This is a genomic window from Coprococcus sp. AM14-16 (assembly GCF_003434675.1).
GTDB classification, from domain to species: Bacteria; Bacillota; Clostridia; order Lachnospirales; family Lachnospiraceae; genus Coprococcus; species Coprococcus aceti.
Genome location: NZ_QTLL01000001.1, coordinates 948,654 through 963,669 on the forward strand (window position 1 = coordinate 948,654; position 15,016 = coordinate 963,669).

9 protein-coding genes and 1 riboswitch are annotated in these 15,016 nt (G+C 43.4%); all 9 genes read right to left on the bottom strand.

Features of this window, described 5'->3' with window-relative positions:
• Nucleotides 1-44: 44 nt before the first annotated feature.
• Nucleotides 45-1,556, bottom strand: coding sequence for a class I SAM-dependent DNA methyltransferase (locus DW159_RS04265; RefSeq protein WP_117549047.1), 1,512 nt, complete (start codon nt 1,554-1,556; stop codon nt 45-47).
• Between the two features lie 304 nt (nt 1,557-1,860).
• Nucleotides 1,861-2,556: a YczE/YyaS/YitT family protein gene (locus DW159_RS04270; RefSeq protein ID WP_117549048.1), complete on the bottom strand. Its 696-nt coding sequence runs from the start codon at nt 2,554-2,556 to the stop codon at nt 1,861-1,863.
• A 29-nt stretch (nt 2,557-2,585) separates the two neighbouring features.
• Nucleotides 2,586-4,751, bottom strand: a complete 2,166-nt coding sequence (locus DW159_RS04275; protein WP_117549049.1) for an ATP-binding response regulator — start codon at nt 4,749-4,751, stop codon at nt 2,586-2,588.
• Nucleotides 4,735-5,550, bottom strand: coding sequence for a substrate-binding periplasmic protein (locus DW159_RS04280; RefSeq protein WP_117549050.1), 816 nt, complete (start codon nt 5,548-5,550; stop codon nt 4,735-4,737). The genes DW159_RS04275 and DW159_RS04280 overlap by 17 nt, the downstream gene beginning before the upstream one ends.
• 123 nt (nt 5,551-5,673) lie before the next feature.
• Nucleotides 5,674-5,749, bottom strand: a riboswitch (cyclic di-GMP riboswitch).
• Nucleotides 5,750-6,160: 411 nt separating this feature from the next.
• On the bottom strand, nt 6,161-11,512 hold the full coding sequence (locus tag DW159_RS04285) for a glycoside hydrolase family 9 protein (RefSeq protein WP_117549051.1): 5,352 nt from the start codon (nt 11,510-11,512) through the stop codon (nt 6,161-6,163).
• A gap of 135 nt (nt 11,513-11,647) precedes the next feature.
• Entirely contained in the window at nt 11,648-12,619 is a 972-nt protein-coding gene (locus tag DW159_RS04290) for a bifunctional riboflavin kinase/FAD synthetase (RefSeq protein WP_117549052.1), read from the bottom strand.
• Between the two features lie 12 nt (nt 12,620-12,631).
• The gene (truB, locus tag DW159_RS04295) at nt 12,632-13,534 is read right to left on the bottom strand and encodes a tRNA pseudouridine(55) synthase TruB (protein ID WP_117549053.1); all 903 of its coding nucleotides are present in this window, start codon (nt 13,532-13,534) and stop codon (nt 12,632-12,634) included.
• 84 nt (nt 13,535-13,618) lie between these two features.
• Nucleotides 13,619-14,566 (bottom strand): DHH family phosphoesterase, encoded by a 948-nt coding sequence (locus DW159_RS04300; protein ID WP_117549054.1) that lies wholly within the window; start codon nt 14,564-14,566, stop codon nt 13,619-13,621.
• 33 nt (nt 14,567-14,599) lie between these two features.
• The gene (gene rbfA / locus DW159_RS04305; RefSeq protein ID WP_015534838.1) at nt 14,600-15,013 is read right to left on the bottom strand and encodes a 30S ribosome-binding factor RbfA; all 414 of its coding nucleotides are present in this window, start codon (nt 15,011-15,013) and stop codon (nt 14,600-14,602) included.
• Nucleotides 15,014-15,016 lie beyond the last annotated feature (3 nt).

Below are 15,016 nucleotides of genomic sequence, written 5' to 3' on the forward strand. Positions count from 1 at the left end.
CTAAAGTCGAGTTTGTTTTCCCCTTTCCTAATATTTTCAATAAATTACTGGTTATCATCAACCAGCAATTTCTCAAGTTCATCCATTTCCTGACTTATCTTTCTCTCCAGATCTCTTATATTTGCCATTATCTCAGATGTAGGCGGATACTCTACTGGTGTATACTCTACTTCCTTGTACTTATTGATGCTGAGGTCGTAAGCATTGTCCACTATCTCTTCCTTTGACACAAAGAATGACTTGTCCGTTCGCTTTCTGTCATTTTCTTTGTCAAGATGTGCAAATCTCTCTATTATGTCAGGTATATCGTTATCATTTACCGGTGTTCTCTTATCGTCAAGACTGTATCCGTCTGCCGTCATATCATAGAACCATACTTTGTCCGTTCCACCGTGATCTGTCTTTGTAAATATCAGTATCGCAGTTGAAACTCCCGCATATGGCTTAAACACTCCTGATGGCATGGAGATGACTGCCTGAAGTTTCTGATTTTCCACTATTTCTTTACGGATTGCCTTATGTGCTACAGACGAACCAAACAACACTCCATCCGGAACTATACATGCACATCTACCGCCTACCTGCAATATCCTTATGAACAATGTAAGGAACAGCAATTCTGTCTTCTTTGTCTTGCACATCTTGAGAAGATCTGCTGAAACTGATTCAGCATCCAGACTTCCCTTGAACGGTGGATTTGCAAGAACAAGTGTATATTTATTCTTATCACTATTCTGATCTGATAAGCTGTCTCTATATTCAATACATGGATTATCTATACCATGTGTCATCATATTCATAGCACCTATACGAAGCATCGTTCTATCCATATCATATCCATAGAACATATGATTCATATAGTGATCTCTATTTGCTTTGTTATAAAAGATGTCTTCTTTCTTCTTTTCCCTGAGGTACTCCCCTGACGCAACAAGGAAACCGGATGTTCCACATGCAGGATCACATATCATCTCGTCTGCTGCCGGATCCATCATCTCAACCATCATTCGGATTATATGTCTCGGTGTCCTGAACTGACCGTTTCTTCCAGACTGTGCTATCTTTGAAAGCAAATATTCATACACATCGCCTCTCACGTCAACTGACTGGATTTCATTCATCAATTTATATATCTCATCCAGCGAGTCAACAACCTTCGAAAGAAGAATCGGTGTCGGAAGCTTGAATATAGCATCATCCATATATTTTGAATATGCGCTGTTCTTGTCACTATGAAGATTTTTTATAAATGGGAAAACCCATTCTTGCATGACACTGTACATTTTCTCAGCAGGAAAATCCCTGAATACAGACCATTTGAGCTGCTTTCCGTCAATGTTTCTGTCTCCTATCTTCACCTCATCAGCAAATATACTGCTAAACGGAAGCCCTAGCATCTCACATTCCTTAGCCTTTTTGTTGTCCACATCGTCTAAATCATGGATAAACATAAGATATGTTATCTGCTCTATAACCTCAAGTGGATTGACGAGTCCACCCGCGGCAAATATATCCCATAAACTGTCTATTTTATTCTTCAAATCCCCTGTTATCATTTGCATTCTCCTTTACACGTACAACAAACCAAAATTTGTATGCTATAAATTATACACCACGTAATATCAAAAGCAAACAAATAAAACTCCCCATGCCAGCCATTTATGAAGGGGAAATAACAGATATGGAACATCATATAAATGCAAATGAGCCATATGACAGTCAGGCATACATAGACGAACTCTCACGGATACCCGATGATTTCGACGACTTCAAATACAGTGCAGGCAGATTGCAGTTCTAATTGGAAATTTTGATTACCATTATAAAATAGTTTATACGATACAATTTTATCCAAAAGTCCTAATGCAATTGCTCCATTCTCTCCCTGAGCACTTCCTCCTCAGTGTATGTGTGCTTTCCAAGAAGTTTATCTCGTTTTCCGCCAAATGCCTTATTTAACTTGCCAAGATTGAATCCAACAAGGAATGCGGCAATAACCGTACCGGCGCCCACGCTTCCAAGACTATGTATACAGATCAGGCATGTTACGACCGACACAGCCACCATAGAACAATCAAATCCGATCTTTACCTTTGAAAATTCAATGTGTGTGACCTCTGAAACAGCCTGCATAACACCCTCCCCGGCAAGTGGGATAAGATCCGCCGGCAGATAAAAGAATATTCCGCCTGCTATGAATACGGTACTCACAAGCATCAAGGCAACTCTGACAACTATGATATCTGTTGACGGCAGAAATGTCGCAAGATAATTACAGAACGTCGTAAAGTATCCAAATACTACTCCAACCACTATCTGAAGGAGATTTATCGGTTTGAAATTCTTTCGAAGTATAATGATCTGTATAAGCACCAATGCCGCATGGAATATGATCGTTGCCTTTCCCATCTCGATTCCCCATACACATGTCATCGTATATGGTATAGAGCTAACCGGCGACACTCCCAGATTGGATTTGACTGAAAGTGCTATTCCTATAGTCATAATAAACAGTCCAACAAAATACATTGGGATTCTTACCTTCATGTTCTTCATTACTCTGCTCCTCTTTTTCCAAAAACGGATCATCGTTCTATATATTTTGCAATGACAGATATTAAAATACTCATGTCAACCGGCTTCGCCACATGGTCATTCATTCCTGCTTCTTTAGCTTTCAGCCTGTCCTCCGTAAATGCATTTGCTGTCATTGCAATGATCGGTACCTTCTTTGCATCCACTCTGTCCAAAGACCTGATCATCTTTGTGGCTTCATAACCATTCATGACCGGCATCATAATGTCCATAAGAATAGCATCAAAATCACCAGATTCACTTTTTCTGAACAGCTCAACAGCTTCCTTACCATTCCATGCTTTTGTCACGTCCGCACCTTCATTATGAAGCACAAATTCTGCAATTTCCATATTCAGCTCATTATCTTCTGCCAGAAGAATATGCAGTCCCTTTATAGATTTTTCTGATACACACTTCTGCTCTTCACGTTTATTCGCATCTAGATCTATTTTAAACGGAACCCTGATCACAAAGGTAGTTCCTTCGCCTTCTTTGCTTTCAAAGGTAATTGTTCCACCCATTTTCTCGACCAGATTTTTTACAATCGGCATTCCCAGGCCTGTTCCTGCAAATTTTGTGCGGCTTCCTGTGTGTTCCTGCGTGAATGGTTCAAACACACATTTCTGGAACTCCTCAGTCATTCCGATTCCTGTATCCCGGCAGACAAATTCCATTGTCGTCATTTCTGGCTGTTCGGATGGAATTTCCATGCAGCTGATATATATACGTCCGTTTTCTATATTATATTTCACCGCATTCGACAGGATATTCATCATCACACGTTTCACATACCCTGGACTTCCAATAAAATTCTGGTGTGTGATTTCTTTTTTCTCCCACACGATCCGGATATTCTGTTCTGCAGCCATCGGCTCGATCACAACGAATACTTCCCTTGAAATACTGCTCAGATTAAATGGAATCTCTTCCAGAACGATTTCACCAGACTCAAGCTTACTCATATCCAGAATATCATTTACCAGTTCCAGCAACAGATTGGATGCCTCTTTAACCTTTGTCCTGTATTCCGCCTGCTTCTCCATATCATCTGCATAATAGTCTGCCATATTGACCAAACCGCAGATTCCATTGATCGGAGTCCGGATATCATGGCTCATTCGCTGAAGGAACTCCGTTTTTGCCTCATTGGCGGCTTCTGCCTTTTTTGCAGCTATCAGAAGTTCTGCTTTATATTTTTCGTCTTTTTCCTGTTCCAGTTTCTGATGTGTAAGATTGGTTCTGTATGCCCAGAACCAAAATGTACTGAACATCAGCAAATAAAGAAAAATAACACCTGCTACACTCAATGGAAGGTTATGAAACACTTCTGTGTCCGGAAGATATGCATAAATATAATAATCTCGCTGCTTCAGCATGATACCGTAACATCCAGTTCCCTCATTCTTCAAATGATAAATATGCTGACTGTCTGTATGCTTTTTCATTTCCTGAACAACCTCGTTACCAGTTGTATTCTGCCCCAGAAGGCTCTCATCGTTACTGGCAACAACTATTCCATCATCTGCAATAATTATTGTTCCATCTTTATGGACACTATAGCCGTTTAAAAGCCTCTGTATCGTAAGGGTATAATTTCTAGCAAATTCAGGTGATGTGTAATAGTAGATTGCCACAATACCCGGTGCATCTTTTCTGGCGCAGGCTGCAATATCAATATATGATCCATCTTCCCTGGTAAACCGTTCTGAATAAGATCTTTCTTCATATCCGGCAAAATCCATGATAATTTCTTTTTGCAGATACTCCGTAATCTCGTTGTACAGAAATTCATCCGTGCTGTATTCACAGTCCGTCTTTCCTTCTTTATCCAGTACAATGATACCATCCACCCAGAGCGTCTGCAGATTTTCTTTCAGAAATTCCTGACTCAGCTGACCACCGTTTTCTGTTTCCATGTCGATATTCGTACTCATCTGTCTGGCACTTTCAATCGCACGGAGGAGACTTTTGGATTCCGAAGATTCATTATAATGGGTGTAGCTTGAACACTGCACTTTGACATAGTTTACAATCTCCAACATTCTTTTCTCTGCTTCTGTTTTTTCTGCGTTGAAGAAATAGAACAGAAAGGCTATTGCCACACAGATTCCAATCAGACCACCGAGCAGCCGGATTCGTTTTTCTTTCTTCTTTCTCTTAATATCCAAGATCATCTACCTCCAGATACTTCTCAGGATTATCCAGGTATTTTTCAATGATTTTCAGGGATGTGCCATCCTGACGCATTTCTTCCAGCGTCTGGTCCATCTGCTCACAGATTCCTCTGTCATCATCTTTTGCGAAAGCAACACCTATCCCCGTAATCATCAGCGGTTCTTCTAGAATACGGAAGCTTGTGTTATAATCCTTCATATACTGGAAAATCGATTCCTCATGTGCGGCAACTGCATCTACATATCCTTTCCCCAGAAACGTATAAATCAACTCCCGGTGTGCAAGACTGATCAGATTTCCCAGCTTGGGGATTCTTTCATCTGTCCGGTTCAGAAAGATGCCTTCCGGTTTGGTTGTGGACTGGACAGCCAGGTTCTTTCCCTCCAGGTCACTCAGTTTATAGATATTGCTGTTCTCATTTACAGCAACCACCTGACGGCTTGCTATATATGGTCCCGCCCAGCGATAATCGTCAAGGCGTCCTTCCATGGAAAAACAACCCATGATACAGTCAATCTCTCCGCTCTCCACCAGTTCTTTTTTCTTCTCCCAGTTGATCTGTACAACCTCCACCTGATATCCCATTCTTTCGAAAGCTTCTGTAGCCAGTTCTACATCGATTCCTGTCGGGATTCCATCCTCATTCAGATAATTGTATGGTGGATAACTGTCACTCCCGAGCGTGATGATGGGTTTTTCCATTTCTTTTCTACTGTCACCTGTGTTTGTGCACCCTGCCAGGGTGACTGTTAAGATTCCCGCAAGCAGAATGCCTGCAATCACTCTTTTTCCTATCATTTTCCGTCTATCCTTTACTATTTTTTCGTTTTTTCATATCTGATTTCCTAATAAAATTATTATGGTTACATCTATGAAATAGCATCATAAAAAAACACTGTCCTACAGACAGTGCAACTAATTTCATGCAACTGGCTGCCATTTTAAAGGCCCTGTAGCTTTGCGTCCCAGACTTTCATCTGGTTTGCCGATTATCCTTTTTTAACTTTTAAACTTATACCCAAAAAAAGAACAGCCGATATATACATTCGAACTGTTCTTCTACTTCCGAAGTCCACACAACATTGACATCACTGTTTCCTGCTCATTTGTACTAAGATCGTTCCATATCTTTAAAACGTCTTTCTGCAAAAGTCATTTTCGCTTATATCTTTTTTATAATATCATAGGATGTTACGTTTGTCACATAAAACTTTGAAGCGCAAATCATTTTGTAAACCATTCAAAGCAAAATATTAGGCAATACCATTCAGCAAACTCTTTGCCTGTTTTATGTTAAGCACCTCCGTCCCCCATCTCTACCTATAGAAAAAAGATCCAGGCACAACTTATACGTCATGTCTGGATCTTTCTGAAATGTCTATAAAGAAATTATTTTATTGAATATATCTTACTTTTTGATAACCGCTTTCTTAGACACACCCCTTGCTACCAGAAGTTTCTTATAGTAAGCAAGCTTTGATGCCGGTACTTTTACGGTCATCTTTGCGTATGTTCCTGTAAAGGCAGCAGCTCCTACCGTCTTTGTGGTCATGGCTGTGTTTCTCACCACAAGTGCCTTGAGGTTCTTACATCCGTAAAATGCCTTTGAACCTATGGTCTTTACATTCTTGCTTATAACAACCTTTGCAAGCTTTGTATTGCCCTTGAATGCTCCGCCTCCTATGGCAGTGACCTTGAATGTCTTTCCGCCAAGCTTTATCGCATCCGGCACTGTAACAGAAGTTGTCTTCTTGACAGCTGACACAAGAGTTACTGTTCCTCTTCCGCTTGTGGATGCATTTGTTATCTTGTATCTATAGTTTCCGTATGTGTATACCTTTCCAGCCTTTGTAACTATATTGAAGTATCTCACCACACTTCCACCATAGTTGCCAATTCCGGTTATGACGACCTTTGCCTTGCCGAAGTTCTTATTGGAATAGCATGTTATCTTGTAGTTCTTATTCAATGTGAGCTTGGTCTTGCCATACACCACCTTGGTATTTGGCTTTACAGCCTTGCCTGTATACAGAACCTTTGCTGACACAGCCACCTTTGCCTTTTTGATATCTCTCTTTGCAATGGCAAATGTCAATGTAACCGTGCCTTTGTATTTTCCTTTGCCCTTTACGACCGCTTTGGCTGTTCCGGCATTTATATTCGATGAATATGTAACTGTGTAATCTGTGCCAGATACAAGTGTGGTATTTCCGACACTAACCACTACTGCAGGAGTTATCTTCGCTCCCGTATATTTAGCCTTGTAGGATGCCTTCTGTGTCGCCTTATAAATTACCTTTGCGCTCTTAGATATGTCAACCGTTATCCATGTCCACACAGCCTTCAGTGTAATATCTCCATCCACGGCTCCATACAACGCATCGGCCACATATGTCTTACCTGCATTGTCGGTCCATGTCAGGCTGTACCCAGGCTTTGATGCTGAGTAAGCTACACCATCTTTTGTAGTTATATCGAGCTTTGAGATATCAAGTATTGAACCCTTGTTGAATGACGATACACAGATCTGATCATCATTCTCATCGACAAATGTCACCTTGACCATAACAATGCTCTCACCCGTGCTGTCTACAGGATCCTTTGAATACGTCGGATCTCCGCCTATAACGGCATCTCCGTCAACTATGATCTTTCCATCGTCTGATCTGACACCAAATGATCCACCTGTACTTGAACCTGATGCATCTGCTGTGATCTTTCCGCCTACAAGCTTTATAGAATTATCCGCTGATATAACCGACTCATCCTCGCCAAGAGCTGTGGATGTGGCATCAAGCAAGCCACCTGTCATCTCGACATCCTTCGCTGCAACGGCCTCCGACACTGCCTCTATCTTGTTGCTGCCACCGGATATCTTCACTGTGCCAGCTGATTCAACGCCCTTGCCCTCAGACTTTATCTTTATGCCTGATATCTCAACATCTCCGTCAGCCTTCACCGCCGGAGCATCCGGTGTTGATGAGACTATCACTGATGAATCGCCATTTCCATTTATCTTCACAACACCTGATCCCGCAGAATTCTCCATACATTTGATTCCATCTGAGACGATATTGTTTCCAAGCACACTGATCACGAATGTTCCAGAATTGCCTGGATCTACTGTGAGTTTCTTTAACACAGCACTGTCTATCGTGATACTGCCTGCTTTTCCGGTATCAACCGCCACATCTGCGCCATCGCCCGTCACAGTATAATCACCGCTCTGTGTAAATGAAACCAGTATATTTTTACCGGACTCAGACACTCTTACAGTTGGATTGCCATTGCCATCTACCAAAGCTCCAACATATTCACTGTCGCCAAGTCGTCCAACATCTATTGTGTATGGATCTGACACAAGTGTCACAATCTCAAGTGCCTTACTCATTGCACCGGCATTCAGATTTGAAGTTGCCTTCATTCGTCCATATACATAATACTTTGTAAATGCCTTGCGTCCTGCAAAATATGCGCCGTCCTGCCATGTGAGACTATCCGCATCATCGACAGGAACTGTAGATATTGCATATTCAACTCCTGTATTTGTACCTGATACATAGCTCTCAACTGTTACAGATAATGATGAAACTGCCTTTTTGGCAAGTGACACACTAGCTGTGTTCTCAGACTTTGCGACTTTCGCTTTAAGAAGTATATTCGCTGTTCCATTTGCTGTTGTGATCACAAGTGTATCGCTATAGCTTCCTGCAGCAAGGCCTGTCACAGGTCTCACCTCAACAGAGGTCTCCTGTCCGGCTGCTATCTGACCTGCAGGATATACTGTGATCTGGAAATTACTTCCGGTCTTGAGACTCGCCTTCACATCGCTCAGCTCAGTCTCGCCACAATTACTTAAGCCTATGCGTTCTGAAGAAACATCCCCGTATCCATAGACAAGAGCATTCCATGCCTTTCCAGAAGTTTCGCATGACAGTTTTCCCGGCTCAAGAACCTTGACTTTGCACACAGCCTTAACTCCTGAACCATCCTTTGCCTTTGCGGTGATGGTGGCCGTTCCAGCTGTAAGTGCCGTTATCTTGCCATTCTGAACTGATACCTTTGTCCTGTCAGAGCTTGTCCACACGAGTGAGCTGTCTGTCGCATCCGCTGGTGTGACTGTGGCTTTTATCTGTCCACTCTCACCTACCTTCATAGTAAGTGCCGTTTGGTCAAATGTGATTCCTTTGACTGGTATAACCTGAGTTTCCGTAGAAGACTCTGTAGTCTTTTCTGTTGATGAACCTGTTGTTGATCCTGTCGAACCCGTGCTGGATCCAGATGAAGGATTCTTTGTTGCCTTCTCTGTGGTAGTTGTCTTTGTTGTAGTCTCAGTGGTGACATTTCCACCTGATTCACCGCTTATCGTCCTAAGCTCTGACGACACCTCGCTCTTTGGAACTACCTTCTGTGCTGCCTTCTCCTCATCTGTTCCGCTGTTCTTTACATACAGATAAAGTCCAGCTGCTGCACCCACAAGGCTTGCATTATAGTCCAGTGCAACCTCGTTCTGGTTATAATCTTCTGAGCTATCTACATAGGATGTACTCGAACCCGCCGGACCGCCAACCAAAGCGCCGACTAGTACATGTGCCTGCTTTGTATATGCATTTCCAGTTACAGAACCCTGATATCCGCTTGAGGCTCTGTGATGAGGGTACTTTGATGAATACTTGTTGTAACCGACAACAAAACACTTTGAACCTGCATTGTTGCCAAGTATGTACTTCATCTGACCATTTGCCCATGATGAATAATCATTCTTTCCATATATAGTATCATACAGAAGACCTGTCATCTGATGAGCAGTGTTATATCTCGCCGATCCCCAGCTGTCTATCAGGCAGAAATTGTTATCTCCTGACTGTGTCTTGCTTGCTATAAGTCCTGACTGGTTCTCCACGAACACGCTCTTCTTGGATGAATTAGGACTGTAGAGCAGAGCCGCCTGAGCCACGTTATTCCAGCAAAGAGCCCAGTTAGGATTTGTTCTGCCACCATATACATTATTGTATTTTGTTGCATATGCTGATTTTCCTGTAGCCTTGTACAGAAGAGCCGCCGCAAGGGCATAGTCATCTTCCCATGAATCTGAGTTATAGAAACCTGATGCCGGACCCGAGCTGTTCTTCTTAGCCTTAGTATCCGCATATGTGAAAAGCTTCTCCGCATAGGAAAGCGCTTTCTTATCCTTGTAATTTATATAATATGCCGCAAGTGCCGCCGCTGTCTCTGAAACGATATCTGTACACGTATCCGAATCAGATGTGAATGTTGCCTGTCCACTTCTTGATGACTGCTTTTCCGGAGCTCCCCAGTAGCCATGATCGACATTTCCATCACCGACCTGATAACAGAAAGCCTTAACCGAGCCATCACTTCCAAGGACTGTGCATCTCTCGAAATAATCAACGAATCTGTCCATGATCCTCTTATAGTGTGCCTCTGTAGCAGTATCCGCAAATGCCTCGGCAAACTCCATGTGCGCAAGCCCTAGAACTGTAGCCGAATATGCCTGTGGCAGACCAAACTTGGCATGATCTCCCGCATCATGGTATCCACCGCTGACATCCACAGTCTTTCCATTATATGTTGTTTTTGCATCCTCAGTATGGCAGTTTGATCTCCAAGAAAACTCACTCTTTGCAGATACATCACTTCCGCACATATTCGCATCATAAAGATACAGTGACTCCTGAAGAAGCTTTGCATAGTTGTACTCAACATCCGTATTGATCTCACCTGTGTTGTCCCCGGCTCCGCCAGATGATGATGAAAGTGAACCGATAAATGAGTCAAATGCACCTGACTGTGAGCTGTAGTACACCTTGACACCTGTTATAGACACACCATTTGCCGTGCCTGTGTAGCCAAGCTTTGAATAACTCACGCTCGATCCGGCATTTACTGCACCTGACTTCTTGGATGTGTTTGGATATATGTACAGCTTTCCATCACTGAATACACCCTTGAGGGCTGACCAGCTACTGTAATCCTTTACTGCAGTTACTGAACCATTCACATCAGCCACCGCTATCCAGTCTGCTATGTATGAATTGCTCTTGTTATTTATCGTTATCTCTGTCTCGTAGTAGCCGTCTCCCTTGGCTGTTCCATCTCCATCGGCAAGGCTTGCAGTTACGCTTGAGCTTGTGTTTCCTATAGAATCAAGATCCGCACTTCCTTGTCCGCTGCCTCCCGAACCGCCAGACTCCCCTGATGAACCACCAGATGTGCTCTTTGTTCCCGAGAGCACCGCTGACACGATCCTGAATTTGATCGTGCTGTTCTCCTGGAGATTTGCAATCTGTATACCAAATGCCACGCTCTCTGTGCTGGTAGTATTGATCGATGCCAGATCAAGTGTAGCCTCAAACTGTCCGGCTTTTTCCAGATTAATCCATACATCATTATTGGACCACGATGGCCCATATGATACAAATGGCATAACTCCTGAACTTTCCCCACTTAGTTCAGTGAAATCCTCCACCGCATATGTGATCTTGAGTGTCTTATACCCGGCATCAGCAATCGCTTTCATAGAGCCGAGTTCACTCGGTGGAGAAAACCTCATCTCTGCCTTAGGCTTCTTACTATAAGTATCCGACTTTGCAGTCACCGTCTTCCAACCGGTGTCCGGTTTCAGATCCAGCGTTATGGTCTCCGCCTTAGCTGTGATCTCCGGCCAGGTTATACTGCCGATGATCATGCATAAGGTGAGAACATATGCCAGGATCCTGCTCGCTGCTTTCTTTCTCATTTCCCTTTTCCTCCTTGTACTTCCTTTTCTACCAGAAAAAAATACCCTATTATTAAAAATATAGCACAGAAAACATCTTCATGCGACCCAATAATCCGTCATTATTTATCCGCATAATTACCAATGTTTTCTGTGCTATTTTACCAACACCTTGTTTCCAAGTATTCTCTTTGAATTCTCTATGTCATTTGTCATCTGGGCCTTGAGCTCATCCAGGCTTCCAAATTTCTTCTCGCCCCGGATCTTCTCTATAAGCTCCACCTTGATGACCTGTCCATATATGTTCCTGTCAAAGTCGAAGATATTCGTCTCTATGGTGATATTTCCCTTGTCGTTGACTGTAGGATTGTCTCCTATGTTGGTGATTCCCATATAGACTCTGAAGGGATCCTCATGTCCCGTATGCTTCCCCCGGATTATCCTGATCCTTGAAGCATACACACCAGCCGGCGGGTACAGCTTGCGCTCCTCCGGCAGCATATTCGCAGTCGGTATTCCTATTGTCCTTCCAAGCTGTTTACCGGACACCACTTCACCTGTCATACTGTACGGTCTGCCGAGCATCGGAATGACCGACCTCACATCTCCCTCAGAAATATTCTTCCTGATGACAGTTGAGCTGACCACCTCGTCATCCTGTTCCAGCTTGTCTATGACTATGACCTTATATCCATACTCGTCCGCATAGCTTCTGAGGGTATCCACATCGCCCTTTCTGTCTCTGCCGAATCTGTAATCGCTTCCAACCACGACATATCCGGCCCTCATCATATCTACCAGTACATCCCTGATAAAAGCCTCCGGCTCTGTTGCAGCAAATACATCATCAAACGGATATTCGACCAGAACGTCAACTCCGGTATCCGATACCACCTGTGCTTTCTCTTCAGATGTATATATGGTCTTCATATTACTCACATCAAACACATGATTTTCCCTCATGTCAAATGTGAACACAACGCCCATATATCCCTGTCTCTGAAGCTTCAACACCTGCTCTATCAACAGCATGTGTCCCTGATGGATTCCGTCAAACTTTCCAAGGGCAACCGCCGTGCGCTCTGTGCTATTCAGTTTTACCTTCTTCGTGTCCTTTATATGAATCATAACTGTCTGTCCTTAATTGCTCACCGGAAACATCTTGAACGGCACATACTGCCTCTTCTCATCGCTGTATTCATACAGTGCCGCAAATCTTCCATTCTCATTGAACACCTTGACATAGGTATCCCTGTGTATCTTATCCTCGGCAAATGCATCCGCACTGAGCTTATTTCCATTTGCCAGAGGCTTAACACCCTTCTCAGCTATATGAAGCTCCGGTATATTCGGCATGAGCTTATCCGTTGTTAATATATGCTGCATGAGTGTCCCGTCATCCCTTGCCTTCTCCACCTCATCAAGTGTCAGACTTTCCTCTATAGTAAAGCCCTTCACCTCGGTTCTGACAAGCTTCTCCATCACCGCACCGCAGCCAAGCTTCTCTCCTATATCCCTGCATAGGCTTCTGATATATGTTCCCTTGGAACAGCTCACATCGAATGTCACCCTCGGAAGTTCTACCGACTGTACGGTGATACCATGTATCGTGACCGGTCTCGGCTCTCTCTCTATAACCTGTCCGGCCCTCGCCAGCTCATAGAGCTTCTTACCATTTACCTTGATGGCTGAATACATAGGCGGGATCTGCATGTAATCGCCTACAAAACTCATCACCGCAGCCCTGACTGTCTTCTCATCAGGATATACATCTGTCACGTCTGTCATGACTCCTGTCACGTCTTCGGTGTCGCTGGTCTTTCCGAGAAGCATGGTACATGTGTATGTCTTGTTCTTCTCAGTGAGCAGATCGCACATCTTCGTAGCACTTCCCAGACACACAAGAAGAACTCCCTCCGCCATGGGATCGAGAGTTCCGGTATGACCTATCTTTTTCTGTTTTAATATACCACGGAGCTTTGCCACCACATCAAATGACGTGAACCCCTGCTCCTTATATATATTGATAAATCCATCTATCATAACTATTTCAAATCCAATCCAAAGTCTTTTACATCAGTCCGCTGTATCAGTACCTGTTCCAGATCGCATCTTTTCTGCAATTTATCAGCCAAGCTGTTTCTCTATATCCGCAACTATCTCCGCAACTATCTTTTCCGGATCACCTGACATATTGCATCCCGCAGCCTTCACATGGCCGCCACCGCCGTGACTGCACGCGATCTCACTCACGTTCACGATATCATTTGCCCTGAGGGATATCTTGTAATTATCCTCACCAGCCTGATACATAAAGAAAGCAACCTCAGTACCTGATGTCAGTCTGAGCTGATCCACTATTCCATCCGTATCCATCTTGCTGGCACCAAATCTGTCAAAGTCCTCCTTTGTCAGAAGTGTATGGGTTATCTTTCCATTCGCAAACTGCTTCATATTGAGAAGAGCATAGCCCAGAAGCTTGTTCTGTATGAGCGTCTTCTTGTAGAAGGTTTCATCTATGACAAAGCTTGGTCTTGCCCCCTTCTCTATAAGAATTCCCGCTATAGTCATGGCTGCCCTTGTTGTATTGCTGTGCTTAAACACTCCCGTATCGTGGACTATTCCGGTATACAGGCACTCTGCACACTTCTGATTGATCTTATCAGCGTCAAGGAGCTTGAATATGGCTTCCGCAGCAGAACACGCACCACTTTCCACATAACATACATCTCCAAAACCCTTATTGGACACATGGTGGTCTATACACAAGGTTCTCTTCGCAGTCTCATAATATCTGACAAATGGTGTGAATCTGTCCATATCTCCGCAGTCAAGCGACATAAACAGATCATAGGTCTCGTCATCTGCCTCATGCTTTACAGTAGATGCACCATTCAGGAACATGAACACATCCGGGAATTCCTGAAGATATACCTGAACCCTCTTGTCAGGGTAATTGCTTGTAATATAGTTATACATTCCAAGTGTTGAACCTATACAGTCACCATCAGGATTGATATGTCCTGTTATGGCTATGCTGTCTGCGTTCTCTATCTCCCTTATAAGATCGTTCATGATATACCTCCTTTTAAATTCTCATATTATATCCTACTCTTCAAACTCATCTTCACTCTCTGAGTTTTCATCTGTACTCTCGTCAGCATCGCCATGCTTTCCGAGAGCCTCATCTATCTTGTGGGACATACTGACACCATACTCTATGGACTGGTCCATGATAAATGTTATCTCCGGTGTATTGCGCAGATTTACAGAATGAGCAAGCTCTCTTCTGATATATCCCATTGCGCTGTTCAACCCTGCAAATGTGGAATCAACAGCATCCTGGTCACCCAGGACACTGATATATGCCTTACAGAACTTGAGATCAGGTGTGACAACCACATCAACGACCGAAGTCATAGGTGATATTCTTGGATCCTTGATCTCACGGCTGATGATCCTGCTGAGTTCTCTCTGGACCTCACCGTTGATCCTGTTATTCTTTACACTGTTTTTTCTCATATC

Excerpts from the sequence above, each read along its gene's own strand:
- truB (WP_117549053.1), bottom strand. The coding sequence starts at position 13,534 with ATGATAGATGGATTTATCAATATATATAAGGAGCAGGGGTTCACGTCA.
- DW159_RS04275 (WP_117549049.1), bottom strand. The coding sequence starts at position 4,751 with ATGATCTTGGATATTAAGAGAAAGAAGAAAGAAAAACGAATCCGGCTG.
- DW159_RS04280 (WP_117549050.1), bottom strand. The coding sequence starts at position 5,550 with ATGATAGGAAAAAGAGTGATTGCAGGCATTCTGCTTGCGGGAATCTTA.
- DW159_RS04290 (WP_117549052.1), bottom strand. The coding sequence starts at position 12,619 with ATGATTCATATAAAGGACACGAAGAAGGTAAAACTGAATAGCACAGAG.
- DW159_RS04270 (WP_117549048.1), bottom strand. The coding sequence starts at position 2,556 with ATGAAGAACATGAAGGTAAGAATCCCAATGTATTTTGTTGGACTGTTT.
- DW159_RS04300 (WP_117549054.1), bottom strand. The coding sequence starts at position 14,566 with ATGAACGATCTTATAAGGGAGATAGAGAACGCAGACAGCATAGCCATA.
- DW159_RS04265 (WP_117549047.1), bottom strand. The coding sequence starts at position 1,556 with ATGATAACAGGGGATTTGAAGAATAAAATAGACAGTTTATGGGATATA.
- DW159_RS04285 (WP_117549051.1), bottom strand. The coding sequence starts at position 11,512 with ATGAGAAAGAAAGCAGCGAGCAGGATCCTGGCATATGTTCTCACCTTA.
- rbfA (WP_015534838.1), bottom strand. The coding sequence starts at position 15,013 with ATGAGAAAAAACAGTGTAAAGAATAACAGGATCAACGGTGAGGTCCAG.